General features: G+C 68.8%; 32 protein-coding genes and 1 tRNA gene. 13 read left to right on the top strand and 20 right to left on the bottom strand.

Translation table 11 applies throughout. The features are described 5' to 3' along the window. The first annotated feature begins 160 nt into the window (after nt 1–160). Nucleotides 161–358, top strand: coding sequence for a DUF7472 family protein (locus NBT81_RS16935; RefSeq protein WP_338740079.1), 198 nt, complete (start codon nt 161–163; stop codon nt 356–358). A 33-nt stretch (nt 359–391) separates the two neighbouring features. Here NBT81_RS16935 and NBT81_RS16930 read toward each other — a convergent pair whose 3' ends face one another. Then, complete coding sequence (locus NBT81_RS16930) at nt 392–1,489, bottom strand: DNA primase (protein ID WP_338740078.1); 1,098 nt, start codon at nt 1,487–1,489, stop codon at nt 392–394. Nucleotides 1,490–1,585: 96 nt separating this feature from the next. On the opposite strand from NBT81_RS16930, the gene NBT81_RS16925 reads away from it, so the two are divergent. Both NBT81_RS16925 and NBT81_RS16920 read left to right on the top strand, forming a co-directional pair. Next, complete coding sequence (locus tag NBT81_RS16925) at nt 1,586–2,170, top strand: DUF7474 family protein (protein WP_338740077.1); 585 nt, start codon at nt 1,586–1,588, stop codon at nt 2,168–2,170. 39 nt (nt 2,171–2,209) lie between these two features. Continuing rightward, nucleotides 2,210–2,578: a DUF5518 domain-containing protein gene (locus NBT81_RS16920; RefSeq protein ID WP_338740076.1), complete on the top strand. Its 369-nt coding sequence runs from the start codon at nt 2,210–2,212 to the stop codon at nt 2,576–2,578. Between the two features lie 66 nt (nt 2,579–2,644). On the opposite strand, the gene NBT81_RS16915 is transcribed toward NBT81_RS16920, so the two are convergent. The 5 genes from NBT81_RS16915 to NBT81_RS16895 form a co-directional block, all read right to left on the bottom strand. Continuing rightward, a complete protein-coding gene (locus tag NBT81_RS16915; protein WP_338740075.1) occupies nt 2,645–4,075 on the bottom strand; it encodes a sensor histidine kinase in 1,431 nt (476 codons plus the stop codon). Nucleotides 4,076–4,368: 293 nt separating this feature from the next. After that, nucleotides 4,369–4,974 (bottom strand): HAMP domain-containing sensor histidine kinase, encoded by a 606-nt coding sequence (locus NBT81_RS16910; protein WP_338740074.1) that lies wholly within the window; start codon nt 4,972–4,974, stop codon nt 4,369–4,371. Nucleotides 4,975–4,992: 18 nt separating this feature from the next. Beyond that, the gene (locus NBT81_RS16905) at nt 4,993–5,967 is read right to left on the bottom strand and encodes a histidine kinase N-terminal 7TM domain-containing protein (protein WP_425498694.1); all 975 of its coding nucleotides are present in this window, start codon (nt 5,965–5,967) and stop codon (nt 4,993–4,995) included. 369 nt (nt 5,968–6,336) lie between these two features. Then, a tRNA-Arg gene (locus NBT81_RS16900) sits at nt 6,337–6,435 on the bottom strand. A gap of 40 nt (nt 6,436–6,475) precedes the next feature. Continuing rightward, on the bottom strand, nt 6,476–6,853 hold the full coding sequence (locus NBT81_RS16895) for a YccF domain-containing protein (RefSeq protein WP_338740071.1): 378 nt from the start codon (nt 6,851–6,853) through the stop codon (nt 6,476–6,478). A gap of 80 nt (nt 6,854–6,933) precedes the next feature. Here NBT81_RS16895 and NBT81_RS16890 point away from each other — a divergent pair, with 80 nt between their 5' ends. From NBT81_RS16890 to NBT81_RS16880, 3 genes are read left to right on the top strand one after another with little or no spacing between them, the layout of a single operon-like run. Continuing rightward, entirely contained in the window at nt 6,934–7,503 is a 570-nt protein-coding gene (locus NBT81_RS16890; protein WP_338740070.1) for an AAA family ATPase, read from the top strand. Next, nucleotides 7,500–7,910 carry an RNA-binding domain-containing protein gene (locus NBT81_RS16885; protein WP_338740069.1) on the top strand — a complete coding sequence of 137 codons (411 nt, stop codon included), beginning with the start codon at nt 7,500–7,502 and terminating at the stop codon, nt 7,908–7,910. The genes NBT81_RS16890 and NBT81_RS16885 overlap by 4 nt, the downstream gene beginning before the upstream one ends. 29 nt (nt 7,911–7,939) lie before the next feature. Continuing rightward, the gene (locus tag NBT81_RS16880; protein ID WP_338740068.1) at nt 7,940–8,341 is read left to right on the top strand and encodes a secondary thiamine-phosphate synthase enzyme YjbQ; all 402 of its coding nucleotides are present in this window, start codon (nt 7,940–7,942) and stop codon (nt 8,339–8,341) included. Here the strand turns inward: NBT81_RS16880 and NBT81_RS16875 are convergent. The 4 genes from NBT81_RS16875 to NBT81_RS16860 are packed head-to-tail and all read right to left on the bottom strand — an operon-like array spanning nt 8,314 to nt 12,145. Further along, a complete protein-coding gene (locus NBT81_RS16875; RefSeq protein ID WP_338740067.1) occupies nt 8,314–8,871 on the bottom strand; it encodes a magnesium transporter in 558 nt (185 codons plus the stop codon). The genes NBT81_RS16880 and NBT81_RS16875 overlap by 28 nt on opposite strands. Then, the gene (locus tag NBT81_RS16870) at nt 8,872–9,453 is read right to left on the bottom strand and encodes a magnesium transporter (protein WP_338740066.1); all 582 of its coding nucleotides are present in this window, start codon (nt 9,451–9,453) and stop codon (nt 8,872–8,874) included. A 60-nt stretch (nt 9,454–9,513) separates the two neighbouring features. Beyond that, entirely contained in the window at nt 9,514–10,716 is a 1,203-nt protein-coding gene (locus tag NBT81_RS16865; RefSeq protein ID WP_338740064.1) for an MFS transporter, read from the bottom strand. A 37-nt stretch (nt 10,717–10,753) separates the two neighbouring features. Next, complete coding sequence (locus NBT81_RS16860; RefSeq protein WP_338740062.1) at nt 10,754–12,145, bottom strand: signal recognition particle protein Srp54; 1,392 nt, start codon at nt 12,143–12,145, stop codon at nt 10,754–10,756. Nucleotides 12,146–12,250: 105 nt separating this feature from the next. On the opposite strand from NBT81_RS16860, the gene map reads away from it, so the two are divergent. Beyond that, nucleotides 12,251–13,141, top strand: a complete 891-nt coding sequence (gene map, locus NBT81_RS16855) for a type II methionyl aminopeptidase (protein WP_338740060.1) — start codon at nt 12,251–12,253, stop codon at nt 13,139–13,141. On the opposite strand, the gene NBT81_RS16850 is transcribed toward map, so the two are convergent. Further along, complete coding sequence (locus NBT81_RS16850; RefSeq protein WP_338740059.1) at nt 13,138–13,338, bottom strand: hypothetical protein; 201 nt, start codon at nt 13,336–13,338, stop codon at nt 13,138–13,140. The genes map and NBT81_RS16850 overlap by 4 nt on opposite strands. Nucleotides 13,339–13,518: 180 nt before the next feature. Here NBT81_RS16850 and NBT81_RS16845 point away from each other — a divergent pair, with 180 nt between their 5' ends. After that, on the top strand, nt 13,519–14,070 hold the full coding sequence (locus tag NBT81_RS16845; RefSeq protein ID WP_338740058.1) for an HIT domain-containing protein: 552 nt from the start codon (nt 13,519–13,521) through the stop codon (nt 14,068–14,070). Between the two features lie 73 nt (nt 14,071–14,143). Next, on the top strand, nt 14,144–15,061 hold the full coding sequence (locus NBT81_RS16840) for a cation diffusion facilitator family transporter (protein ID WP_338740057.1): 918 nt from the start codon (nt 14,144–14,146) through the stop codon (nt 15,059–15,061). Here the strand turns inward: NBT81_RS16840 and NBT81_RS16835 are convergent. From NBT81_RS16835 to deoC, 3 genes are read right to left on the bottom strand one after another with little or no spacing between them, the layout of a single operon-like run. Further along, nucleotides 15,058–15,336, bottom strand: a complete 279-nt coding sequence (locus NBT81_RS16835) for a PadR family transcriptional regulator (protein ID WP_338740055.1) — start codon at nt 15,334–15,336, stop codon at nt 15,058–15,060. The two genes, NBT81_RS16840 and NBT81_RS16835, sit on opposite strands and share 4 nt — an antisense overlap. A 54-nt stretch (nt 15,337–15,390) precedes the next feature. After that, complete coding sequence (locus NBT81_RS16830; protein ID WP_338740053.1) at nt 15,391–16,647, bottom strand: tRNA (N(6)-L-threonylcarbamoyladenosine(37)-C(2))-methylthiotransferase; 1,257 nt, start codon at nt 16,645–16,647, stop codon at nt 15,391–15,393. A 56-nt stretch (nt 16,648–16,703) separates the two neighbouring features. Next, nucleotides 16,704–17,345 carry a deoxyribose-phosphate aldolase gene (gene deoC, locus NBT81_RS16825; protein ID WP_338740052.1) on the bottom strand — a complete coding sequence of 214 codons (642 nt, stop codon included), beginning with the start codon at nt 17,343–17,345 and terminating at the stop codon, nt 16,704–16,706. Between the two features lie 59 nt (nt 17,346–17,404). On the opposite strand from deoC, the gene NBT81_RS16820 reads away from it, so the two are divergent. Beyond that, a complete protein-coding gene (locus NBT81_RS16820; protein ID WP_338740050.1) occupies nt 17,405–18,217 on the top strand; it encodes a DUF63 family protein in 813 nt (270 codons plus the stop codon). 91 nt (nt 18,218–18,308) lie between these two features. Here NBT81_RS16820 and NBT81_RS16815 read toward each other — a convergent pair whose 3' ends face one another. Then, nucleotides 18,309–19,031, bottom strand: a complete 723-nt coding sequence (locus tag NBT81_RS16815) for a hypothetical protein (RefSeq protein WP_338740048.1) — start codon at nt 19,029–19,031, stop codon at nt 18,309–18,311. A 134-nt stretch (nt 19,032–19,165) separates the two neighbouring features. Between NBT81_RS16815 and NBT81_RS16810 the strand changes: the two genes are divergently transcribed. Beyond that, a complete protein-coding gene (locus tag NBT81_RS16810) occupies nt 19,166–19,390 on the top strand; it encodes a hypothetical protein (protein ID WP_338740046.1) in 225 nt (74 codons plus the stop codon). On the opposite strand, the gene NBT81_RS16805 is transcribed toward NBT81_RS16810, so the two are convergent. Together NBT81_RS16805 and NBT81_RS16800 are read right to left on the bottom strand one after the other, a co-directional pair. Continuing rightward, entirely contained in the window at nt 19,387–19,755 is a 369-nt protein-coding gene (locus NBT81_RS16805) for a DUF7473 family protein (protein ID WP_338740045.1), read from the bottom strand. The genes NBT81_RS16810 and NBT81_RS16805 overlap by 4 nt on opposite strands. Nucleotides 19,756–19,770: 15 nt before the next feature. Further along, nucleotides 19,771–20,331, bottom strand: a complete 561-nt coding sequence (locus NBT81_RS16800; protein WP_338740044.1) for a TATA-box-binding protein — start codon at nt 20,329–20,331, stop codon at nt 19,771–19,773. Between the two features lie 75 nt (nt 20,332–20,406). Here NBT81_RS16800 and NBT81_RS16795 point away from each other — a divergent pair, with 75 nt between their 5' ends. Beyond that, on the top strand, nt 20,407–21,399 hold the full coding sequence (locus NBT81_RS16795) for a methyltransferase domain-containing protein (protein WP_338740042.1): 993 nt from the start codon (nt 20,407–20,409) through the stop codon (nt 21,397–21,399). Here NBT81_RS16795 and NBT81_RS16790 read toward each other — a convergent pair whose 3' ends face one another. Genes NBT81_RS16790 through NBT81_RS16780 form a run of 3 tightly spaced genes read right to left on the bottom strand, consistent with a single transcriptional unit; the run spans nt 21,400 to nt 23,403 of the window. Continuing rightward, entirely contained in the window at nt 21,400–21,990 is a 591-nt protein-coding gene (locus NBT81_RS16790) for a protein sorting system archaetidylserine decarboxylase (protein ID WP_338740041.1), read from the bottom strand. Beyond that, nucleotides 21,987–22,997: an AAA family ATPase gene (locus tag NBT81_RS16785; RefSeq protein WP_338740040.1), complete on the bottom strand. Its 1,011-nt coding sequence runs from the start codon at nt 22,995–22,997 to the stop codon at nt 21,987–21,989. Before NBT81_RS16785 ends, NBT81_RS16790 begins: the two co-directional genes overlap by 4 nt. A 34-nt stretch (nt 22,998–23,031) precedes the next feature. Continuing rightward, nucleotides 23,032–23,403 carry an SHOCT domain-containing protein gene (locus NBT81_RS16780; protein ID WP_338740039.1) on the bottom strand — a complete coding sequence of 124 codons (372 nt, stop codon included), beginning with the start codon at nt 23,401–23,403 and terminating at the stop codon, nt 23,032–23,034. 91 nt (nt 23,404–23,494) lie between these two features. Here NBT81_RS16780 and rnz point away from each other — a divergent pair, with 91 nt between their 5' ends. Then, nucleotides 23,495–24,418, top strand: coding sequence for a ribonuclease Z (gene rnz / locus NBT81_RS16775; protein WP_338742584.1), 924 nt, complete (start codon nt 23,495–23,497; stop codon nt 24,416–24,418). The last annotated feature ends 103 nt before the right edge of the window (nt 24,419–24,521 follow it).

Here is a 24,521-nt window from a genome sequence, read left to right as displayed (position 1 = left end):
GGGTGGGCGGACGGGCACGGCGGTCCGAGTGTGCGTCCACGTTCGCTTGGTGCTCGACACACCTAAACCCTCGTCTCGACGGGGTTCGGCGGGTGAGACGGCGGTATCGGGGGCGGAGTTTCATCGAAGCCCTTTTGCCGTGGCCGGCGGATTCCCGAACATGGAACTCGAAGAGGGGATGGTCCGAAAAATAGCCATCTCAGTCGCCGCAGTGGGCGTTTTCGTCGCCTACGTCGTCGGCGTCGGGACCGTCTACAACGACGGCGGCATGGGCTCGACCGGCGGGCTCGCACTCGTCGGGAGCATCGCGCTGTTCGTCCTCGTGATGGCCGGCGTCGGGTTCGTTCTCTCGGATTAGTCGCCCTCCCGTGTCTCGATCGGCCGTCGGTCGTCAGTCGCTCGCTTCGCTCCGAGAGAGGTCATCGTCGGCATCGGCGTCGGCATCGGCGACCGCGCCCGCGTAGTACCGCAGCGGGTTGTCGATGGTCTCACACCGTTCGTCCGGGTCGACACAGTCACCGAAGGCCTGCATGGTCGCACACGAGGGGACGGGGTACTGGCTCGCGCCGCCGTCGTCGAGGACCGTCACCCGGTACGAGAGCGTGCCGTCGTCGAGGGCGGGCCACCTCTCGGCGATCGCGTCGGTGTCGAGGCCGAGCGAGACGAGAAACGCCGTCACCGCGAAGGCGGTGTGTGGCGGGAGGCCGTCGCCCTCGTCGTCGAGGATCGCCCGCATACAGGGCGGGAACCGTTCGGGCGCGACGACCTCGACGCTCGGCAGTCGCTCGCGCTCGGAGAGTCGCTCGCGGAGCGCCGTCACGTCGTCGTCGAGAGCCGACGCGATGGCGTCGCCACCGGTACTGCCCCGGACCTCGAAGGGGAGCCCCTCGGCGACGCGTCGGCGGACCGCCTCCCGGAGGAGACGCTGGAGTTCCGAGCGGTCGAGCGACACCTCGCCGTCCGCGAGGTCGCGGTTGACCAGCCGCCAGTCCGCACCCCAGTCCGGGTCGGCCAACCGCAGATATGCGGTCACGTCGACCCGGAAGCGGTCGCCCGGTCGGTCGTCGTCGAGGCGCGTCACGTCGTCGTCGAGGCCGAACTCCTCGAGTACGGTCGGCAAGTCGGTCCGGGGCGTCGAGACGCTCCGGAGGGCGGCGCCGTCGTCGGCGTCGAAGTCCTCGGTCAGGCGCTCGAACGCGGTCGCGGCCTCGGCCTCGGCGTACTTCTCGACGGCCGCCCGCACGTCGACCAGCGAGACGAGGATGCGCGCGATGGGGTACGAGAGGAGTTCGTCCCGGTCGCTCCAGCGCTCGGGCGTCTCCGAGGTGACGGTGCCCGACATGAGCGCGCGTTCGACCCGTTCGCGTGCGCGGTCGACGGCCGGGTCGCCCTCGGTGACCAGTCGCGGCGGGGAGATGTCCGCCGCTTGGACCGCCTCCCGTGCCGCGTCGAAGAAGGGATACCGGGCGTAGAGCGGGTCGGGACGCATCGCCGAACGGTTGTGTAGCGGGGTGGATAAGCGCGACGGTGTGGGCGACCGGGCCGGACCACACGACCTAAGTTCGCGCCCGCACTGGACCCGGTCGTGCCGACGTTCGACTACTCGTGTCCGGAGTGCCGGACGACCAACAGCCTCCACGACGGCGACTGCCGGTTCGAGGGGACGCCGTGGGCCGAGGTGGAGGCGGCGTACGTCGACGTGGTGGCGGTGCTCTCGGGTGGTGTCGTCGACGCCGACGCCCTCCTCGAGGCCGTCGAGGAGTGGGACGCCCTCCGGAAGGCGGCCCTCGACCGCCTCCGGCGCGACGGCCGCGTCGACGACGCCAACGACCGCCTTCGCCTCCTGCCGGCCGAGGAGTACCGCGAGGCGGTGTCCGTGCCGACCCGCGACCCGATCAAGACTATCTACGAACGCGGGAGCGTCCCCGGCTGTCACGACAACGCTGTCTTCGCCATGATCGCGTGGTACGAGATGGTCGGCCTCTCCTGGGCGGAGACGAAAGAGAACGTCGTCGAGTGGCTCCACGACAGCGGCGCGTGGGAGCGTGGCGGCTTCGAGGAGGCCACGCCGGAAGCCCTCGTCGAGAAGAAACGCCACGTCTACGAGGCGGGCTACGGCTGGAAGGAGAAGGCCATCGCGGCCAAGCGCGTGATCGAGCGGGCGCACTAGGCCGAAGACGTTTTTTCACCGCCGGGCGACGGTCGAGGTATGGTCTCCGACTCCTCGCTCCACGCCCTGATCGGTGCCGTCGTAACGGTAGTGCTCTCCTTTATCCCCTTCTCGCCGGTGCTCGGCGGGGGCGTCGCCGCCTACCTGAGCGAGGCCGACGCGAACGAGGGGGTCCGTATCGGCGCGATTTCGGGCGTCGTCGCCTCGGTGCCGCTCCTCCTGTTCGGCCTGTTTCTGTTCCTCGTCCTCGGGGTCTTCACCGTGAGCGGGCCGGGCGGTGGCGGGATGGCGTTCGGGGTCGGTGGTCTGTTTTTCGTCCTCGTCGCCGGGGTGATCGCCGTCGCCTACACCGTCGGGCTGAGCGCTCTGGGCGGGTATCTGGGGGCGTATCTGGTCGACGGTGTGTGACGGAAGCCGCGGGCGGCACCGCCGCGTCGCGACGCGAGCCGATCCGGTCGCGGTCGACACCGACGATCAGCCGGTCGATTCCGGTCGGGCCGGGGGTTTCGGCAGTTCGACGACGAAGACGGCACCCCGTGGCTCGTTGTCCTCCACCCACACGTCGCCGCCGTACTGCTCGACCAGCGTGTAGACGAGGTGGAGACCGATCCCGGTGCCGGGACTGTCGACGCCCCGACTTCCCTTGCCGAAAATCGCCTCCTTTCGGTCGTCCGGCACGCCCGGTCCGTCGTCGGCAACCCGGACGACGACGTCCGTCTCGGTCTCCCGGAGGTCGACGTGAACCGTCGGGTCGTCCGAGTCGTTGTGCCGGACCGCGTTGTTCAGGAGGTTGTTGAACACGGACGCCAGCAGTTCGTTGGCACGGACCTCGACTCGTGGCAGGTCGTCGACGACGATCCTCGCGTCGCCGTACGTCGCCCGCGTTTTCTCCACCTCGGTTTCGAGGACGTGACCGAGGTCCATGCGTTCGAGGTCGATGTCGGTGTCGTCCTCCAGAGACTCGACGAAGTTCCCGGCGATCGACGTGAGTTCCGCGATGTGGCCGCTCGTGTCGCCGATGCGCTCGACGATGTCCGTCCCCGTCTCGTCGACGTGGTCGTCGAGTCGGTCCGCCCACGCCATCAGCAACTGGACGTCGTTGTTGATGTCGTGGCGGACCAAGCGGTTGATCATGGCGAGTTTCTCGCTTTTCCGTTCCAACTCGCGCTCCGTTCGCTTCTGCAGCGTTATCTCCCGGCTCACGAGTTGGATCGACTCCCCCCGGCCGGCCGTCGAAACCGGGACCGCGACGTTGTGAAAGTGTCTGACCCCGATGCTGTCCTGAAAGGTGACGGCGCTCCCGGCGGTGATCGCGCGTCTGCCTTCCTCGAGCCGGCCGGCCGCGACGTCGTCGGGAAGAATCGCCGACAGCTGTTCGCCGACCAACTCCGACTGAGAGACGCCGAACGCCGTCGCCATCGTCTCGTTCGCGGCGAGAATCTCCCCGTCGGTGGTCACCTGACCGATCTCGTCGGGGGAGTTGTCCACCAGTCGTTCGTACTTCCGCTGGGCCCGACGCTGTTCGACGACGGTCCGGATGCGGTTGACCAGCAGGTCGAGCGGCTCGTCCTCCCTGATCGATCGTTTCAGCAGGTACTCGTCGATCCCCATGCGGATCGCTCGGCTCGCGACCTCCTCGTCGCCGTGGCCGGTGAGCAGGATGAACGGAACGTCGTGGCGCTCGTCGGCCAGTTCGTACAGTTCCAGCCCGGAGGTGTCGGGCATCTCGTAATCACTCACGACGCAGTCGACCGTGGTCGCCGCCAGCTCCGACAGCGCGTCGTCGGCGCTGGTCGCGGTGGTGACCGTCATTCCGTAGTCGGACTCGAGCCTGTCCGAGAGAAACGAGACGAAGAAGTCGCTGTCGTCGACGACGAGGATGGACAACGAATCGTCGGTCGCCATACCGGTGGTGTAGCGGGGGTGACGATATATCCTGTGCTCCGCTATTCGGTCGTGAGAATCGGCACGCTACGACGGGGCAGCGGCGGGCTACGGGCACACTGCTCGCGGGCGGGACGGGCGGCTGGTGCGACCGACGACCCCGGACCACCCGGAACGAGGCGGCGACATCGTGGCCCCGTCCCCGTCCCACCACGGACGTGGAAGGTGGCCCGGACTCGGTGTGGTTCGCGCCGACGCGTCGAGTCCCGTCGCGGTGTGAGCGTGGTCTCGTGACCGGACGTGAGGTGCTCGTGCTATGGCGTATGCACGGGGAGTTCGACGACGAAGACGGCGCCCCGTGGCTCGTTGTCCTCGACCCACACCTCGCCACCGAACTGTTCGGTCAAGGTTCGGACGAGGTACAGCCCGATCCCGGATCCCGGACTGTCCATCCCCTTTTCGCCCTTTCCGAAGATTCGATCTTTCCGGTCGTCGGGGATACCGGGTCCATCGTCCGCGATCCGAACACGAACGGTCTCCGGACCCACGCGACAGGCAACCGTGACCTCGGGGGAGCCTTTCTCGCTGTGCCGGACCGCGTTCTCGAGGATGTTCCGAAACACCGAGGAGAGCATCTCGTTCGCCCGTACCGATACCGTGGGGAGCTCACCCGTCCTCCGGAACCGAGCGTTCGGGAACGACTCGCGTACTGCGGCGAGTTCGGCTTCGAGGAGCGGCCGTAACTCGATCGCTTCCAACTCGGTAGCGCCCTCCTCCGAGAGCGATTCGACGAAGTCGCGTGCCACCTCCGTGAACTGAATCACGTGCCGGGACTTCTGTAAGACGCGGTCCAGCGGCTCCCTCCCGTCTTCGTCGACGTGGTCTTCGAGGATCTCCGCCCACCCGAGAATCACGGCCATATCGTTCCGGATGTCGTGTCAAACCACGCGATTGAGGGCTTCGAGCTGTTCGGTCCGCTCTTCGAGCCGCTGTCGATACGACTCCCGTTCGGTTGCGTCGGTGACCGTCACCAACCGGCCGGTCGTCACCTCGCCAGCCAAGAACGGCGTGTGAGACACGTCGTAGAACCGCGTCTCGTCGGCCCCCGTGAGCGCCAGCACGTCGCCGCTCGTGAGGTGGTCCGCGAGTGCCGTATTCACGGCGTCGAGCGGTTTCCCGAACGACCCCTCGAGGGCGGGGAAGAGCCTGCGAGCCGCCTGGTTGTAGTCCCGAACGCAGGCATCCTGGTCGAGGAAGATCGCCGGTTCGTCGGAGTCGCCGGTGAGTCGGATCGCCTCGAACCGCTGCCTGTAGAAGAACAGCGTCCCGACGGCGAACAGCGCGACGCCGGGTGGCTCGTACAGCAGCGGGAGCAGCCAGTCGACTTGACTCCCGACGATCGTCGCGACGGCCGGAAGTCCCGAGAGCCCGACGAGGACGACGAGCGGACGACTGTCACTGCCGGTGTGGTGGAACTGCTCCACGAGCATGAAAAAGCCCACCGCGATGACGGCGTACGACAGCCCCAACACGAGCCAGTAGAGCAGTTCGTGGTGGATGACGAGGTACGGGAACGGGTCGGTGGCCCACTCGGTCGTAAAGTAGAGGTTGTGGAGCGGGTTCGTGACTTTGAGTCCGGTCAAGAGGACGAAGAGGCCGAGGAGGAGATTCCGGAACGGGGCGTGTCGCGGTGGCCGACCGGTGTAGGCGGCACAGAAGTAGAGCCACGCACCGACGGCGACGAACGCGAAGACGAACCCGAGAATGTAAAACGCGAGTTTGCCCGACTGTGTCGGTGCCAGGAGGTACCCGAGATACCCGATGGACCACAGCGCGACGGATCCGAGGAGGGCGACGAGGCCGTCCCGTGTCCCCGGATGCCGGATCGCTCGGGCGCGGGGGATCGTGACCACACAGGCGAGCGCGGACAGAGCAAAGAGTACGCTGTGGCCAACGAGGGAGGGATTCATCGGCTGACTGGGAGTCGATTGTCAGCCGCTCTGATAATTGTTTTGTAAGGTGTGCTCGCGGCGTTCGACACCGTACTGCGAAGTCGACGGCTATCTCGGGGAGATCGTATGCAAAAAACCGACGGGACCGGCGCAACGACGAGCGGGGGATGCCGTTCGACCGTCGGAACGATCGCCGGATCGAGAGCCGCCGGAGGCAGGTGACCGAGCGTTTCTGTACGGGCACGATGGGATTTGAACCACGGTCGCGGCGAAGCCGCTCCCTGATTCAAATCCCAGATGCCGCTACCGCTCACTGTCGTTCGCGGATAGCGGGCACGATGGGATTTGAACCCACGACCGTCGGATGACTCCCCCCGCAGGCCTCGGGGTTAGAAGTCCGACGCTCTATCCGGACTGAGCTACGTGCCCTCACCGGGGATGACGGAGGCGCGGTCAAAAACCGTTCGGCTCAGCCGTCGAACCGGTACAGCGACGTGACGTACGGAAGCCGGTCGAACATCGGAATCGCGAGAGGCAGTCCGATAACGGTGACGGCGAGGAAACTCGCGGCGTTCGCCCAGAGCCAGCCGAGCCACCAGCCCACGAGGACGAAGTAGAGCGCCCGGAGCGCGAGCGACCGCTGGCCGCGGGCGGACGAGGGGTCAGTCATGGACGCAGGTTCCCGCAGGGTCAACACCGTCGGGAGGAGGTTGACGAGTTTGACGCCGAGTGGCGCGCCGACGACGGTGGCCGAGAGGAACCACGCGGCGTTGACGACGACGGGCGTCGCCCACCAGCCGACGGCAACAAACCACAGGGCGCGGCTCAGGAGGGAGCGTTGGGCCATGCGACTCCGAGGGCGAGCGCGGGCAAAAGGCTGGCGCGTTGTCAGAGAGTATAAGGCCGCGAGGCGGGTACGGAGGGGTAATGAAGGTACTCGGCACCGTGGGACTTCCGGGCAGCGGCAAGGGCGAGGCCGCGGCCGTCGCCCGAGAGGCTGGCGTGCCCGTCGTCACCATGGGCGACGTGATCCGGGAGGCGTGTCGCGACCGGGGACTCGACCCGGCACAACACCACGGCGACGTGGCGACGGCGCTCCGCGAGGAAGGTGGTCCGGGGGCTATCGCCGAGCGGTCGCTCCCGAAGATCGAGGAATCGCTCGCGGCCTCGGAGTCGGAGACGATCCTCGTCGACGGCCTCCGGTCGCCGGCGGAGGCGGACCGCTTCGAGGCGGCGTTCGGCGACGGGTTCGTCCTCGTGAGCGTCGAAGCGCCGTTCGAGACGCGGGCCGAGCGACTCGCGGATCGGGGTCGCGACGGCTCCGACCTCGACCGGGAGGCACTCGAAGCCCGCGAGGAGCGCGAACTCGGCTTCGGCATGGGTGACGTGATGGCGCGGGCGGACGTGACCGTCGAGAACACGGGGTCGCTCGACGCGTTCCACGAGCGGATTCGCGAGTTGCTCGACGTGCCGGCGGAGGCGGAGATAGACCGATGATCCACCGGATCGACGTGCGGGTGATCGCACCCGTCCGCGACACGGAAGTCACCGACCGCGTCGTCGACGCGGTGGAGAACCTCTTCCCGAACGCCGAGATCAGCCAGAAACCGGGGCGGGTCGTCGGCGAGGCACACTCGATGGAGGCGTTCTCCGAACGGTTACACGAACAGGAGATACTCGACACCGCCCGCCGGGAGTTCTTCGCGCGGGCCGACGAGGACGGCTTCGCGTTCGCGCTGAAAAAGCAGGCGGCGTTCCAAGGGCTCGTCAACTTCGCCGTCGGTAACCCCGACGAACTCGGCGACGTCGAGGTGCAGGTGACGGTCCACGACCCGGACGTGGAGTCGGTCGTCGACCACGTCGCCCCGCCGACTGAGGAGGGGCGGCCGATCGACCCCGAATAGCCTTTGTCGCCCCTGACCGACGCTCGACCATGGAGTTCACCGTCTCGACGGACGACCGTCTCGATGTCGTCGACGTGACCGACCGGGTCGTCGGCGCCGTGCCCGAGAACGCCGACACGGGGACGCTCACCGTCTTCGTCGAGCACACCACCGCCGGCGTCGTGATCAACGAGGCCGAACCGCGACTGCTCGACGACGTGCGGGCGTTCCTCGACGGCCTCGTCCCGGACGAGGGGTGGAACCACGACCGGATCGACGACAACGCCGACTCGCACCTCCGGGCGCTCCTGTTGGGGCCGTCGACGACGGTTCCGGTCGTCGACGGGAGTCTCGCACTCGGGCGGTGGCAGTCGGTGCTCGTGATCGACTGTGACGGGCCACGCGAGCGGACCGTCCGGGTCGGCTACACGAACGCCAGCACCGAGAGATAGAGGAGGACGACCCCGAGGACGTCGCAGGTGTTGGTGACGACGGGGATCACCACGTCGTCGGGGTCGAGCTCGAACCGGTAGGCGGCGTAGGTGGCGACGACGGCGACGGCCACCGCGAGGACGGCAAGCGAGAGGCCACTCGCGAGCGAGACGGCGAGCACCGTCCACGGCGAGAGGGCGGTCGATCCCGTGAGCGCGCTCAGTCCCCAGGCGCCGAGACCGACGAGCGGGAAGATGGAGGCCGCGAGCGCGACGGTGGCGACGGCGTTCCCGACGAGTGCGTCGTCGTCGAGCGAAAAGGAGAGCGTGCCGAGGTGGAAGGCCGTCGAGAGGCGGGCGGCGAGGATGCTCCCCAGGTTGCCGGCGGTGCCGATGGTGACCGGAACGAGGACGAGCAACGAGGGGTAGCGAAGCAGGGTCGACTCGAAACTCCCGAGGACGAGTCCGCTGCCGATCTCGACCAGCGTCAACAGGAGGAGCAGGGGGAGCATCGCCCGCGTGATGGCACGGACGGTCCAGGCGGTCGACACTCAGATTCCCCCCAGGAGGCGAGCGACGACGCGGACGGCGATCAGGAGAAAGAGGACACCGAACACGTCGCCGGTCGTGGTGACGAGCGGTCCGACCAGCGTGTCGGGGTTGTGGCCCCGGCGGTAGCCGGCGAAGACGACGGTGACGACGACGGCGGTGAGGGTGATCCCGGAGAGCACGCCCGCGACGAGGGCGATACCGAGGAGGTGACCCAGTCCCGCGACCGGCGCACCGAGCGTCGTGAGGACGACCACGACGGCGGCGGCGGCGAACAGCGAGGTGAGGATGCCGTTGGCGAGTGCCGCGGCCGCAGCCGCGAGCAGCCGTCGGTCGCTCCCCCGAACCCGCGGTTCGATCAACCCTTGGTGGAGCCCGGTCGCCAGCCGCGTGCCGAGCGAGCCGTAGACGTTGCCGCGGGTGGCGAGCAACGCGGGAACGAGGACGAGTAACCCCTCGACCGCACGGAGCTCTCCGCGCATGCCGCCGAGGACGAGGCCGGCGAGGAGGCCACCGACGAGGCTGGCACCGAGGGCGGGGAGCGCTTCCCGATACGCCTCGGTCGCAACCTCGCGGGCGGTCATCGTCGGGGTCAACGGGTGCCGGGCTGAAAAGTCAGGCGGAGCTGTCGGAGGGCGGCCGGTTCACGACTCCGTGAGCACGAGAGCGGTGACGACGAGCATCGCGAGGGCCAACACCGCCGCCATCGCGCCGAACGCGACGGAGAAGGAGGCCACATCGGAGAGGTAGCCGACGACGGTCGGGGAGACGGCGCTCATCCCCACCATCGACGTGCGGACGACGCCGAGCGTACCGCCCGCCACGTCGTCGGGGATGAGATTCATCAGGTGCGCGTCGCGGCCGGGACGGGGACCGTGCAGACCGACGCCAAGCACGACCGTCGCGGCGCCGACGGTCAGGGGGCCGACGCCAGCGACGACGAGGACGACGAGCGCCACGATGGCGAGCGTGAGGAGGACGGCGATGACGCGGAGGTGTCCCAGCCGGTCGGCGAGGTCACCAGTGACGGGCTGGACGGCCGAGACGACGAAAAACGCGCTGTACAGCAGGCCCGCGAGGCCGGCGTCGATACCCGCTCGGGTCTCCAGAAAGAGCGGGAGGAAGGCCGTGATGCCGCTGATTGCGAGGCCTAGGAGAACGGCGACGAAGGCGAACGCGGAGAACCGCGGCGCCGCGAACGCAGTGAGATACGAGCGAAAGCCGTCGTCCGCGTCGAAGCCGGCGTCGGCGTCGCCATCGGGGAGGCGGGCGGGAACCCGCACCGCGAACGCCCCGGCGAGACAGAGGCCGCCGACGGCGGCGGCGAGGAAGAGCGACTCCCAGGGGAGCGCCGCGGCGAGGACGGCGACGACGGCGGCGGGGGCGAGGACGCCGCCGAATTCGCCGACGAAGTCCATCAGACCGAGCGCCCGTCCGGATCGATCGGTGTAGACGCTCGTCAGGAGGGTGATGGCGACGGTCTTGTGTGCACCGGTGCCGAGGCCGATGCCGACGACGGCGACGACGAGGAGGGCGTACGTCGTCGTGACGAAGAGGACGAGGGCGGCAGCGGAGGCGACGACGGCGCCGCCGACGATGACGCGGACGGTCCCCACCCGATCCGCGAGGGCGCCGGACGGGAACTGCATGACTGCGTAGCCGCCCATGAGCGCCGAGAACAGCAACCCGAGTTCTGTGTTGGAGACGCCGTACGCCGACTGGAAGGTGCCGAACAGGGGCGGGAACGCGTAGCGGAGGAACTTCGCCAGAAACCAGAGGAGCGCCGTCAGCGCGAGGACGTCGAGGGTGCGGAGACGGGCGATCCAGCGGTGGGAGACGGGCGACACGTGAGCCGTTGGGGCGCTCTCCCACAAAAAAATACGCCTACCCGAACGGTCCCATCCCGCCCATGCCGCCACCGCCGCCGCCCTCGCCCTGCTGGAGTTTCTTCATCATGCGTTGCATGTCGCCGTCGCCCATCCCCTGGAACTGTTTGATCGTGCGGTCCATCATCTTGTGCTGTTCGAGGAGTTCGCGGATCGACTCCTCGTCGACGCCGCTGCCGCGGGCGATGCGCTCGACGCGGGACTGGCCGATGCTTCGCGGGTTCTCCAACTCCTCTTCGGTCATCGAGTCCATGGCGACGTCGAAGGTGCGCATCCGATCTTGGGTGACGTCCATGGCGTCGTCGGGGAGTTGGTCCATCAGCCCGCCGCCCATCCCGGGGATCATGTCCATCACCTGATCCAGGGGCCCCATGTTGTTCATCGCCTCCATCTGCTTTTGCATGTCCTTGAGGGTAAAGGACCCGTCCATGATGTCCTGGGGGTCCCAGTCGTCGTCCTCCTCGGTCGTCTCGGCCATCGCACGCTCGACGCGCTCCGAGAGCTGTTTGAGGTCCCCCATCCCGAGCAGCCGGGAGATGAAGCCGTCTGGTTCGAACCGCTCGACGTCCTGGACCGTCTCCCCGGTACCGAGGAAGGCGATGGAGGAGTCGGTCTCGTTGACGGCGGTCAGCGCGCCGCCACCCTTCGCGGTGCCGTCGAGTTTCGTGATGACGACACCGTCGATGCCGATGGCGTCGTCGAACTGGCTGGCTTGCTCGTTGGCCCCCTGCCCGATGGCGGCGTCGAGGACGAGCAGCGAGCGGTCGGGGTCGACCGCCGATTCGATCTCCTCGATTTCGGCGATCAGGTCGTCTTCGAGGGCGTGTCGCCCCGCCGTGTCGACGATGTGGACGTCCGCGTCACTCGTCGCTTCGAGGCCGTCGCGGGCGATCTGCACCGGGTCGTCGCCGTCCGGGTCGCCGTAGAAACTCACCTCGGCGCGGTCGGCCATCTGCTCGGCCTGTTCGTACGCGCCGGGGCGGAAGGTGTCGGTCTGGATGACCGCGGGGCGGAGCCCCTTCTTCGAGAACCACCACGCCATCTTCGCCGCGGAGGTGGTCTTGCCGGATCCCTGGAGTCCCGCGAGCAGGATCGTCTGGGGTTCGAGCGGGAGTTCCGTCGACTCGCCGATCAGGTCGACGAGTTCCTCGTAGACGATCTTCAGGACGTGATCGCGCGCGCTCGTGCCGCCGGGGGGCTCCTCCTCAAGGGCGCGCGTCTCGATCGAGTCCGAGAGCTCCATCACGAGGTTCACGTCCACGTCGGCCTGGAGCAAGGAGCGCTGGATCTCCTTGACGACCTCCTCGACGTCGTCCTCGTCGAGGCGGGACTTCCCCTGTAGCGTCGAGAGCGTACCCCGCAGGGAACTCCCGAGGTTGTCGAGTACCATCGTTGCGCCACGCTACGCGCCCGCCCGGGTAAAGGCTTGTTCACCCCGGATCGGGACGACCGGCGATCCCGCAACCTCTTTCCCCGGCTCACGCCAACGGGAACCATGAGCGTAGGACCCCTCGACGACGAGACCGTCGAGAAGTATCGCCGGGCGGGCGAGGCGCTGCGGACCGTCCTCGACGAGGCGGCCGAGATGATCGAACCGGGCGTCACCCACCTCGAGGTGGCGGAACACGCCGAGGAACGGATCTACGAACTGGCCGACGGCCCCGCGTTCCCGGTCAACATCAGCGTCGACGAGGAGGCCAGCCACTCGACGCCGGGCCGCGACGACGACACCGAGTTCGACGACGGCATGGTCTGTCTGGACGTCGGCGTCCACGTCGACGGCTACATCGCCGACGCCGCGACGACGGTCGACCTCTCGGGCACCCCGGAACTCGTCGAGGCCGCCGAGGAGGCCCTCGACGTGGCCGTCGACGCCGTCGGCCCCGGCGTCGACACCGGGACGATCGGCGGTGAGATCGAGGACGTGATTCGGGGCTATGGCTACACGCCCGTCCTCAACCTCTCCGGCCACGGCGTCGAGCAGTGGGACGCCCACACGGGGCCGAGCGTCCCCAACCGCGGCGTCGACCGGGGCCACGAACTCGCCGTCGGCGACGTGATCGCCATCGAACCGTTCGCCACCGACGGCCGCGGGAAGGTGGGCGAAGGGAGCAAAGAAGAGATTTACGGGCTCGAACGGGAGCGATCGGTCCGCAACCGGCAGGCCCGGCAGGTGCTCGAACAGGTGACCGAGGAGTACCGCACCCTTCCCTTCGCCGCCCGGTGGCTCGACGCTTCACGAGCGGAGATGGCGCTGCGCCGTCTCAAGCAAAACGACGTGATCCACGGCTACCCCGTGTTGAAAGAGGAGGACGGTCGGCTCGTCAGTCAGGCCGAACACACCCTCATCGTCACCGAGGACGGGTGTGAAGTGACGACGACCTAGGCGTCGTTCATCCGCTGGATCGACTCGGACTCACAGACGCCACAGACGGCGACCCGATACGGCTCGCGGGAGAACGCGGCGTTCGACGACGCGGGATTCTCCGTCCGGATCTCCACCCGGACGGCGTGTCTGGTCTCGCGTCCGCAGTCGGCGCACGGTTCGAGGGTGGCGTCTGGATCCGGTCGTTTCGCCTTCATCAAGTCTCCCTCTCGACGGTGACCGCATAAGCCCCGACGACCGTTAACCCGGATTAAGTCCGGTTAACTCTCGCTTTAGCCGACTTTTCACCCGTGAGAATCACTCACACGTCCGACGTTCGTCAGACGGCGGCCGTCTCAGAGCCGATAATATAAGCCAGTGGCTCTCTCGACCTCTGTATGGAGCAACTGTTCGCCCCGTGGCGGATCGAGTGGGTCACCCGCGACGAGGACGCGGACGACATCGAGGGCTGTCCGTTCTGCGTCCTGCCCGACCGCGACGCCGACCGGGAGAGTCTGATCGTCGCCCGGAGCGACCGCGCGTTCGTCATCCTGAACAACTACCCCTACAACCCCGGCCACGTCATGGTCGTCCCGCACCGTCACGACGGGGACTACGAGACACTCGACGACGCGGAACTCCTGGATCACGCCCGCCTCAAACAGCGGACGTTCGCGGCGATGCGCGAGGCGTTCGACCCCGACGGCTTCAACGCCGGCCTCAACCTCGGCGAGTCGGCGGCCGGGGGGTCGATCGACGACCACCTCCACACCCACGTCGTCCCACGGTGGACGGGTGACACCAACTTCATGCCCGTCGTCGCGGACACGACGGTGATCGTCGAGGCCGTCGACGAGACGTACGACCGCCTCCACGAGGCGTTCGCCGCCCGATCCGGGGCGACGACGACGGGCGACGACCGCGCGGTCGCGTTCTCGTTCGGGGAGTAGGCCGCGTCGAAACCCGGCCCGTACGCGCTCGATGGCACCGTTTATGTGCGCATGGCCCCTTCGTCGAACCCACATGACGGAGGACCGAACCGGGTTTCTCAAGGCGTCGTGGGTCAACGTCGCCTCGAACGTCCTCAAGATCGGCGTCGAGGGGACGCTCGGCGTCCTCTCGGGGAGTCTGGCGCTCATGGCCGACGCCGCCCACTCGGTCGCCGACCTGCTGGCGAGCGCGGTGGTCCTCGTCTGGGGTCGGATCGTCTACGACGACCCCGACGCCTCCCACCCCCACGGCCACGAGCGGTTCGAACCCCTCTCGGCGCTGTTCGTCGGCGGTGTCCTCGTCCTCCTCGGCCTGAAACTCCTCTACGACTCGGGGAACGCCCTGCTCACCGGCCCCGAGGCCGAGTACAGCGCCATCCTCGTCGCCGGCCTCCTGTTCGCGCTCGTCGACCGCTACGCCTGTTACTGGTACACCTGTCTCGTCAATCGCGAACTCGATTCGCCGGGGCTTCGCGCGCTGGCCGCCGACAGCAAGAACGACATCTACACCACCCTCGCTGCGTTCGTCGGCGTCGGCGGAATGGCGCTTGGCTACCCGATCCTCGACCCGATCGCCGGCGGGGTGGTGAGCCTGCTCGTCATCTACCAAGGGATCGACATCTCGCGGGAGAACCTGCGGTACCTCTCCGACAGCGCACCCCCCGACGAGGAGCGCGAGCGGATCGAGACGGCGATCCGAACCCACCCCGAGGTCCGCGGGGTCCACGACTTCGTGGCGTACTACTCCGGCCACGTGATCGAGGTGGAGTTCCACGCCGAAATCGACGGGAGCCACTCGCTGGCGGAGGCCCACGACATCGAGACGGAGCTCCGCGAGCGCGTCCGCGAGATCGAACCCGTCTCCGACGTGCACGTCCACCTCGACCCCTCCGGACTCGGCGAGTGGAAGGACGCCGCCGACCGCTCCTCGGCGTCGACGACGGCGCGCTAATCGGACAGCGACGACCGCACCCAGTCGTAGTGGTCGGCGAGCGCCCGTTCGCCCGCGTCGGTGAGTTCGCACCGGTCGTGGAGTCCCTCGACCGTCCTGTCGAGGTGACCGGCGTCGGTCAGCGCCTCTAAGGCGCCGTAGAAGGTCGCGGGGTCGAGTCGCTCGTCGTAGCGGGATTCGAGCGCAGCCTTGCACTCCTGTGCCGTCTGCGACCCCTCGCTCGCGACGACGACGCAGATGTCCCGCCTGAGACCGCTCCGGAGCCACTTGGCCATGCCCGCCCGTCGTCGGTGTGCGGTGAAAACGCCGTCGGGTTCGGAGTTGGCGAGTCAGATCGGCCGACCGAAGGCGTACATCGTCTCGTGGGCGGTGATCTCGACGTCGAGGCGATTCCCCGGGTCGACGCCACGGCTCTCCGCATCTTGGACGATCACCTGCCGGTACGCGCCGTCGCGACACTTCACGGAGTCGCCGGTGCCCGGGCGAACCGCCAGGACTTCGCGACGCTCGCCCACCATCGACTCGTGGGCCTCGGCCACCACCTCGCGTTTCAGCGCCGACATCGCCTTCGAGCGCTCCTTCTTGACCGTCCCGCCCAGTCCCTTCATGTCGGCCGCGTCGGTGCCCGGCCGCTTCGAGAAGCGGGTGACGTTGATCTTCTCGGGGCGCACCTCCCGCAGGAGGTCCATGCTCATCTCGTGGTCGGCGTCGGTCTCGGTGGGGAAGCCGACGATGAAGTCCGTCGAGAGCGTCCACTCGTCGAGCCGGTCGTCGAAGGTGTCGACGACCTCCAGAAACTCGTCGACCTCGTGTTGGCGGCGCATGTCGGCCAGTACGTCGTCGGATCCGGACTGGACGGGGGCGTGCAGGAAGTTGTAGAGCTCCTCGTTGTCGGCGAACACGTCGGCGAGTTCGTCCCGGACGCCGTGGACGCCCTTCGGGTTGGCCATGCCGACCCGGACCCGGAAGTCGCCGTCGATGTCGCAGATCCGGTCGAGGAGGTCGGGGAGGAGGCTCTCACCTTGGTTGCGGTCCCAGCCGTAGACGCCGGTGTCCTGACCGGTGATGCGGATCTCCTTCGCCCCGGCGTGGACGAGTGCGCGGGCCTTCTCGACGTTCTCCTCGACCGGCGGGGAGTCGATCCGTCCGGTCGCCCGCTTGGTGATGCAGTACGAGCAGTCGCTCATACAGCCCCGGGCGATGGGGAGGATACCGATCACGCCGTCGAGGATCGGTTCGGCGTCCGGCGTGGTGGTGGGGCACTCGCCGTTCATCGCCGCCGCGGGCACGTCCTCCCAGTGGACCACGTCGGCGTCGACGCCCGCGTCGGCGAACTCCTCGCCCTGTGCGAGCGCCATACAGCCGGTGACGACGAGGTCGCCCGCCTCGGCTTCGAGTTCCTCGGCCCGCCGGAGCATGTTTCGCTCCGTCTTCTCGACGACGGTACAGGTGTTGAGGATGGCCACGTCGGCCTCGGCCGGGCCGTCGGCGGGGCGGTGGCCGCCGTCGCGCAGGCGGCGCTCGATCGACCGGCTCTCGCCGCGGTTGGCCGTACACCCGTACGTCTCGATGTGGTAGCGAGCCATCTCGGTTGTCGGTGCTTGCGCGCACGCGGAGAAAAGCGCGACGGTCCGGGACGGAACTACGCCGAGTCGAACCCCTCGACGAGGGCGACGCCGGCGGACGCGCCGATCCGTTCGGCCCCGGCCGCGAGCATCGACCGTGCCTCGGCGTACGTACCGATCCCGCCGCTGGCCTTCACGGGGAGGTACTCCGCGAGCAGTTCCACGTCCGCGACCGTCGCCGGTCCCGAAAAGCCGGTTCCGGTCTTGAGGTAGTCGGCGTCGGCTTCGATGGCCGCCTCCGCCGCCCGGCGTTTCTCCCCGTCGGTGAGCAGCGGCGCCTCGACGATCACCTTCACCGGCGTCGGCACCGCCGCCACGAGTTCGGCCAGTTCGTCGGCGACGGCGTCGCCCGCACCGGCTTTCAACCGGCCGACGTTCACCACGACGTCGAGTTCGTCCGCGCCGTCCTGCCAGGCGGCGACCGCCTCCTCGCGTTTCACCTCGGGGGCGTGCTGACCGTGGGGGAAGCCGATCACGGTCACGGTCGTCACCCCGGCATCGTCGGCGTCGTCTGCGACCTCGGCGACGTAACACGGTGGGACACAGGCGTTCGTGCCGTACGCCTCCGCCTCGGCGACGACTCGACGTGCGTCCGCCGGCGTCGTCTCCGGTCCGAGGACGGTGTGGTCGACGCGGGCAGCGAACTCGTGGCGCTCCATACCGGCCCCTCGCGCCCTCGGAGCGTAAGGCTTTCCCGCCGACCCACCGCCCATCCCCCATGGCAATCCTCCCTGCGGGATTCGCCCTGCCGCCGCTGCCCTACCTGCTGGCCCTTCTCGTGGGCCTCGCCGCCGTGGGTTGGCTCCTCGTCCGGCGACGCCCGGCGGTGACCGAGCGGACCGTCCTCGCGCTCGTCCCGTGGATCGGTCTCGGCTCCGCCCTGCACGTCCTCTACGTCGTCGAGGCGCTCCCGGCCGCGGTCCGCCCGCTGGCCGGAACGCCGTCCGTGTACCTCACCGTCGCCACCGTCGCGGGAGCGACGTGGCTCGCCGTCGACCGAGGCGAGGCCGCTCGGACCGCACGACGACTCGGGATCGTCGGCGGCCTCGCAGTCCTCCCCGCCGTCGCCGCGACCCTCGCCGTCGGCGCCGATAGGGGGTCGCTCGCGCTCGCTCCCGTCCTCGGCATCCTCGTCGTCGCGGCCGTCGTCACCGCGGCGACGTGGGTGCTGGTCCGGCGGGCCCGCCCCGGCGTCTCGGTCACGGGACGGGTCGGCCTCCTCGCTATCGCCGCCCACGCCCTCGATGGCGTCTCGACGGCCGTCGGCGTCGACCTCTTGGGGTTCGGCGAGCGGACGCCGCTCTCCCGACTGGTCATCGAGTTCGCGGCCGGACTCCCGACCGCCCCGCTCGTCGGGAGCGGCTGGCTGTTCGTCCTCGTGAAACTCGCCGTCGCCGGGGCCGTCGTCGTCGCCCTCGCGGAGACGGTGCGTGAAGCGCCGACCGAGGGCCGACTCCTTCTCGGGTTCGTCGCCGCCGTCGGACTCGGCCCCGGCGTCCACAACCTGCTGCTGTTCGCCGTCGTCGGGTGAGCGGATCCCGCTCGGAGTAGTGCCGCGGGTTCGAACGCCCCCGTCGAGGTGGGCCCCGCGTCGGTTGCCTGTCCGACCGGTAGCCCCGACCTCAGTGCAGCATGTCCAGCAGAAAAATCGAGAGGAAGCCGACGAAAAACAGCGTCGTCGACGTCGGCGTTTCGGCCACTTTCTGTGCCTTGACCAACAGTTCCTCGGTGACGAGATACAGTAGAGCCGCCGCGCCGAAGGCGAGGATGAGCGCTATGGGGGCACCCGTCACGCCGTCGAGTGCGAGGACGCCGACGGTGACGCCAGTCGTCAGCAGGAGGCCAAAGGCCGCCGGGACCGCGAGCTTTCGGGGCGTGCTCATGTCTTCCGGCAGGACGACGACGCCCGTGACGCCGAGGAACAACACCTCGATGGCCAGCGCCACGGCGATGATGACCCCCGTCGACGGCTCCGCGAGGAAGGTGACGCCGATGAGTACCCCGTCGATGAGCATGTCGATGCTGACGACGATGAGGAGGCCGGCCGCGCCGGCGAAGCTCCCCCCGAAGTTGCGCTTCTCCAGGAGTTTGCTGAGGCGGTGGACGCCGAGCATCGCCGCGACGCCGACGGCGAAGCCGACGACCACCACCGTCGGCGCGCGCTCGTGGACGTTCGGCAACAGTTCGGCCGCGACGGCGGCGGTGACGACGCCCGCCGCGAAGTGTTGGACGTTGCTCTCCATCTGTGGCCCCGGCGCGCGATACACCGCGACGACGCCGCCGACCATCGCGGCGACGACGGCTAGCGCCGTATACGACAGCGCCTGAACGAGTGTCCCAGCCATTCGTCTACCGATTCCGTGTCGTCACACATCAACCCCGGTGTGTCGCGTCGCTCGTGGCTCGGACGTAATTATAGATGAAAAACATAATGAATGTATACACAAATTACGTGTGCCTCGAGACCGAACCACACGGTATGAGCTCCGCCACCGCGGACCCGCTGCCGTCGCTCGAGTCACCGATCGACGCACTCGACGGCCTGCTCACGGCGGGGGCCACCCTCGGCCTCCTGACGTACGCTGGGGGGTTGCTCCTCGGCGACGTCGGGGCGGCGACGCTCGGCGTCGCGCTCGGTGTCGGCTGTGTGATCGCGACGCTCTCGCTCCGGAGCGTCCGGGGCGTCGTCCGGGCGGCCGACTAGCCCGGTGCCGAGAGGACGAGGACGTAGAGGCTGAAGATGACGCTCCCGAGGATGACACTGACGACGGCGTGGACGACGGTGACCCCGGCGGTCAGGCGTCGGTCGAGGCCGTAGACGAAGCGGACGAGCGTCGCGTCGACGGCGACGGCGACGACGACAGCGGGAATCGAGGGGAGTTCGAGCGCCGCGGCGACGACGGCGATGGCCGCGGGGAGGGGTCCGACGACGAAGGCGTTCCGGACCGGCACGTCGCCGAGGACGTTCCGTGCGGCGAGGTGGGCGGTCACCGACAGGAACAGCGCGAACAGCGCGGCGGTGCCAGCGACGGCGAGGGGTGTCGCCGACTCGACTTGGAGCGGGACCATCGGTCGGCCGACCCGCTACCCGAGCAGACCCAGTTCTTCGAGTCGGGTGATGATGACGTCGACGGCCTCCTCGGCGTCCTCGGGTTGTTTCCCACCCGTGATGACGAGTTTGCCGGAGCCAAAGAGCAACGCCACCACGTCGGGCTCGTCGAGGCGGTAGACGAGACCGGGGAACTGTTCGGGTTCGTACTCGATGTTCTCCAGTCCGAGGCCGATGGCGATGGCGTTCAGGTTGAGGTTTCGACCCAAATCCGCGCTTGTGACGATGTTCTGGACGGTGATCTCCGGGTCGTCGTCGACGGGGATCTGCAGGTCACGGAGTTCGTCGAAGACGATATGGAGGCTCTCGTGGACGTCCGCGGTCGACTTCGCACCGGTGCAGACGATCTTTCCCGACCGGAAGATCAGCGCCGCGGACTTGGGGTCCTGGGTCCGGTAGACGAGTCCGGGGAACTGTTCGGGATCGTAGTCCGCTCCCTCCAGGTCCATCGCGACGCTCTGGAGGTCGAGTTCCTGCCCGATGCCGGTGGAAGCCACCACGTTCTCGATGTTGATCGTCCCCTTGGGATCCGTCATGTGTCGACTTAAGTGTCGTATTTAAGGTTTAAAAAGGTTGGTGCGATGCACTGATAGGTCGGCTCCGACATCCTCATGGCGTCGGCCCGCCGAGGATGCGGCGTGTACGGTCTCGAACTCGCCGGCGAGGACGACGCCTTCGCGGCCCGGGAGGCGGCGTGTGCGGCGACGGCCGTCGACGTAGTCGCTCCCGGTCTCGCGACCGCTCGCGGCGTCGACGCCGACCGTCTCCGGACGCTCGCGTACACTCATCGGATGACCCATCTGGTCGGGCGATGCGAGGCGAGCGTTCCGGCCGCCCGGGCGGTGGTCGCCGCGGCCGACCTCGACCGTTCCGGGAGTGTCGCCGTCCGCGCCCGCGACGTGCGCTCGACCGCCGGGATCGACACCCGGCGCGCCGAGCGGGAACTGGGGTCGGCGCTCGTCGACCGCGGGTTCGCCGTCGATCTCGACGACCCGGACCACGAGCTCCGTGCGTGCTTCTCGGCGGACACCTGTCTCGTCGGCTGGCTGGCCGCCGAGAGCGTCCGAGACTACGGCGACCGCCGACCGACCGACCGCCCCTTCTTCCAGCCGGGGAGCATGGCCCCTCTCGACGCCCGGGCACTCGCCAACCTCGCCGGCGCAGCCCCCGGGCGAACGATCCTCGACCCGATGTGCGGGACCGGGGGCACCCTGATCGAGGCGGGACTGGTCGGGGCTCGTCCCGTCGGCGTCGACGCCCAGCGAAAGATGGTCCACGGGGCCGGCGAGAACCTCCGAACCTATCTCGACGGCGACTACGCTCTCCTGCGTGGCGACGCGACGCGACTCCCCCTCGCCGACGGCGCGGTCGACGGCGTCGTCTTCGACGCCCCCTACGGCCGCCAGTCGAAGATAGCACGCCACGACCTGGCCGACCTCGTCGGCGGCGCGCTCGCGGAGGCCCGGCGACTCTCCCCGCGGGCCGTCGTCGTCGGTGACCGCTCGTGGCGCGAGGCCGCCCACGACGCGGGGTGGGACGTCGAGGCGACGTTCGAACGCCGGGTTCACCGGTCGCTCACGCGCCACGTCCTCCTGCTGGCGTAGTCACGACAGCGCCACGACCGTCTCGCCGGCCCGGACCGACTCCCCCTCCGACACCAGCAGGTCGTCGCGGTCGTACGCCGGCGGGAGGAGTACGTCCGCCCGGCTCCCGAAGGCGATGTGGCCGACGCGCTCGCCGCGGCCAACTTCGTCGCCCGCCGCGACGTACGGGTAGATGCGACGGGCGAACCACCCGGCGATCATCGACAACTCACACGAGTCAAGCGTCACCTCGACCCGCTCGTTTCGGTCCGACTCCTTGGAGAACGCGGGTCGGTGTGCTCCCGGTCGGTGGGTTCGCGACTCGACCGTTCCACCCATGGGTGCCCGGAGGACGTGGACGTCGGTGACGTTCATGAACACGCCGATCCGGACGCGTTCGTCCTCCTGGCGGACGACGGAGACGCGGCCGTCGGCTGGCGCGACGACCCCGTTCGGCGGCGGCGACCGCTCGGGATCCCGAAAGAACCAGACGACGAAGAGGCCGAGCGCGAGCGCCCCCGCACCCAGCGGCGGCGCGACGACCGCGAGGGGGACGGCGGCGAGCAGCGGCGGGAGGGCGAATCGCCGTGCCCCGGGTGCGAGCCCGGTCACGCTCCCACTCTCCGCTCGCTCCACGCCGACAGCAGGTGTGCGAGGTGGAGGCGGTCGTCCGTCCCGGTCACCAGGTCGAGGTCGACCTCGCCCGCGAGGCGGTGGAGGCGCGCGAGGTCGTCGCCGTCGTACCGCTTTCGGGCCGCCGAGAGCAGGTCGGCGAGCAGCGACTGGCCGTCGTACCCCTCGTCGTCCAGCAGCGACCCGACCGTCTTTCGTGCCTCGACGATGTCGCCCGTCTCCGCGGCCGCGAGCACGGCGTCCAGTTCGTCGTCGTGGCCGACGTCCTGCAGCGTCTCGTGGACCGTGTTCATCGTCACCTCGTCGGCTTGCTGGGCGGTCGTCTGTGTGCCGAGGATCCCCCGGCGGAGGTCGCCGCTGGCGTAGCCGGCGACGAACTCCAGACCGTCGTCGTCGTAGTCGACCCCCTCGGCGTCGAGGATGTCACCGACGACGGCCTCGATTTCGTCGGCCGTCGGTGCCCGGACCGGCACCGGGAAACACCGCGAGCGGACGGGCGCGATGAGCGTCGACGGCTGGCGGGTGACGATCACGAACTGGGTCGTGCGGTGGTGTTGCTCCATCACCCGCCGGAGCGCCTGTTGGAAGTCCTCTCGGATCGCCTCGGCGTTGTCGAGGACGATGGTCTTGTACTCGCCAGAGACGGGCGCGTAGCTCGCAGACTCCTTCAGCACGCGGTTGATCATGTCGCGTTTCGCCATCCGGGAGCGACCGGTGAGGAAGCTCTCGAAGCGTGGGTCCTTCCGGATCTCTTTTTTGGTCCGGTCGAAGAAGTCCGCGACGTTGATCTCCACGAGGTCGTTCGCATCGTCGTGGGCCGCGTCGGCGAGCGCCCGGACGGCGGCGGTCTTGCCCGCACCGGGCGGTCCCTGCACGACGAGGTTCATCGGCTCGTCGACCGCACGCCGGAGCCGGTCGCGGACCGACGACTGCGGTAGGTCCTCGATGGCGGGGGCGTGGGCGTCCGTCCACAGGGGGGCGTCCATCGTGTCCCCCTAGCGGGTCGCCGGGTAAGAATCCCTATGTCTCGCGCTCGGTGTCGCCCGCCCGCTCCCGGTCGAGTCGCTCGCGGGCCGTCTCCGGTGGCTCGCGGGCCGTCTCCGGCGTCTCCGTCTCCAGCAACGCCTCCACCTTCGCCTCGAACGCCGACTCGGAGAGTTCGCCGCGGGCGTACCGCTCCCGAAGCGTCGCCAGCGCGTCGTCCACCTCGTCGCCGGCCCCGTCGGTCGTCGCCGACCGCCCCCGCAACACGGCGACTGCGGGCACGACGACGCCGAAGCCGAGGGCCCAGACGAGCCAGAACCCCGTCACGTCCAGTGCCATCGCGACGAAGCCGACCCCGAGGACTGCCAGGCTGACGAGCGTCGTGACTCGGTCTGTGTGTCCGCTCACGTCCGAGGATACGGTCGATCCCGACATAAATCTCGGTCCCGGCGACACCGACACCGGTTTATCGTCGCCGCTCGGATCGGTCGGTATGTCGATGCGCGTGACGTTTCTCGGCACGAGCGGTGCCATCCCGACGACCCAGCGCGCCCCGAGTGCCGTCCTCGTCAACCGCGAGGGCGAGCGCTTCCTGTTCGACTGCGGCGAGGGGACACAGCGCCAGATGATGCGTTTCGGGACCGGCTTCGACGTCTCTCACATCTTCGTCACGCACCTCCACGGCGATCACATCCTCGGGATTCCGGGCTTGATCCAGTCGCTCGACTTCAACGACCGCACCGACCCGCTCGCCATTCACGTCCCGCCCCGCGCCCGCGAACACGTCTCGGACTTGGTCCACGCCGGCGGACACCAGCCCGGCTACCCCGTCCGCATCGACGAGGTTTCCCCCGGCTCCGTCGCCTACGACGCCGCCGACCTCTCCGTGCGGACCGTCGAGACGGAACACCGCACCCGATCGATGGGCTACGCACTGATCGAGGACGACCGCCCGGGGCGGTTCGACCGCGAGGGCGCCGAGGAACTCGGCGTCCCCGTCGGCCCGAAGTTCGGCCGCCTCCACGACGGCGAGTCGGTCGAACTCGACGACGGCCGGGTGATCGACCCCGAGCAAGTGGTGGGCGACCCCCGACCGGGGCGGCGGTTCGTCTACACCGGCGACACCCGCCCGGTCGACGCCGTCGTCGACGTCGCCGCGGACGCCGACCTCCTGATCCACGACGCAACGTTCGCCGACGACGAGGCGGAGCGGGCGCGTCACACGGGCCACTCGACCGCCCGCGAGGCGGCCGAGGTAGCCGCCCGCGCCGGCGTCTCTCGGCTCGCGTTGACCCACGTCTCCTCCCGGTACGCCGGCCGGATCGACCGTCTGGAGCGCGAGGCCCGCGAGGCCTTCGACGGCGAATGTTTCGTCGCCAGCGACGGGCAGACGGTCGAGGTTCCGTTCCCGGACGCCGACTGAGGGCGCTCGCTCTGTCGATCCAGTCCCGCGCTCCGCGGCTCGGCTCCACGGCTCGCTCCGCTCGCCGTGTCGCTTCGAGGCCTCGCTCCCGTCGGTCTTCGGA

The sequence above is a fragment of the Haloplanus sp. CK5-1 genome, from assembly GCF_037201915.1.
Lineage (GTDB): Archaea > Halobacteriota > Halobacteria > Halobacteriales > Haloferacaceae > Haloplanus > Haloplanus salilacus.
This window is presented reverse-complemented; position numbering and strand designations above follow the sequence as displayed.